This window comes from Campylobacter coli LMG 9860, assembly GCF_000254135.1.
In the GTDB taxonomy this organism is placed as follows: domain Bacteria; phylum Campylobacterota; class Campylobacteria; order Campylobacterales; family Campylobacteraceae; genus Campylobacter_D; species Campylobacter_D coli.
Genome location: NZ_AINS01000093.1, coordinates 1 through 809, shown reverse-complemented (window position 1 = coordinate 809; position 809 = coordinate 1). Strand labels below are relative to the sequence as shown.

Annotated in this window: 2 protein-coding genes; both read left to right on the top strand. The window is 29.2% G+C overall.

Annotated elements, in window-relative coordinates; translation table 11 throughout:
* The coding region (locus tag CCO88_RS08990) for a MetQ/NlpA family ABC transporter substrate-binding protein (protein WP_002785125.1) at nt 1-294 on the top strand (294 nt) is incomplete at its 5' end.
* 9 nt (nt 295-303) lie between these two features.
* On the top strand, nt 304-809 hold a 506-nt coding region (locus CCO88_RS08985; protein WP_002782790.1), incomplete at its 3' end, for a MetQ/NlpA family ABC transporter substrate-binding protein.

Here is an 809-nt window from a genome sequence, read left to right as displayed (position 1 = left end):
AATCCTAAAAATCTTAAATTTATAGAACTAAAAGCAGCACAACTCCCAAGAGCTTTAGATGATGTGGATATTGCTGTGATTAATTCTAATTTTGCGCTTGGAGCTGGACTGAATCCGATTAAAGATACCATCTTTAGAGAAGATAAAAATAGCCCTTATGTAAATTATGTTGTGGTTCGTTTTGAAGATAAAGACAATGAAAAAACTAAAATCATAGATGAAATTTTAAGAAGTGATAAATTTAGAAATATTATTGATGAGCACTATAAAGATGTACTAATCCCTGCATTTTAAGGAGTTTTTATGAAATTTAAAAAAATATTACTGAGTGTTTTTTGCATAACAAGTTTTCTCTTTGGAGCCGAAAAGAGTATCATTATAGGAGCAACGCCTACTCCTTATGCTGAAATCTTAAATTTTGCAAAACCTATTTTTAAAGAAAGAGGTTGGAATCTTGAAGTAAAAGAATTTAGTGATTATAATATACCTAATATCTCGCTTAATGAAAAAGATTTAGATGCAAATTTATATCAACACAAACCCTTTTTAGAGGATTTTAACGCTCACAAAGGCACAAAATTAAGTTCTTTGGGTTCTATTGTTTTAGTTCCTATGGCTATTTATTCTAATGATATTAAAGATATTAAAAATATCCCAAATGGTGCTAAAATTGCTATTCCAAATGATGCTACCAATGAAAGTAGAGCTTTGGATTTGCTTGCTAAAGCTGGTTTGATCGAATTTAAAACTTCAAGCACTCTTAAAACCCCGATTGATATCAGTAAAAATCCTAAAAATCTTAAATTTAT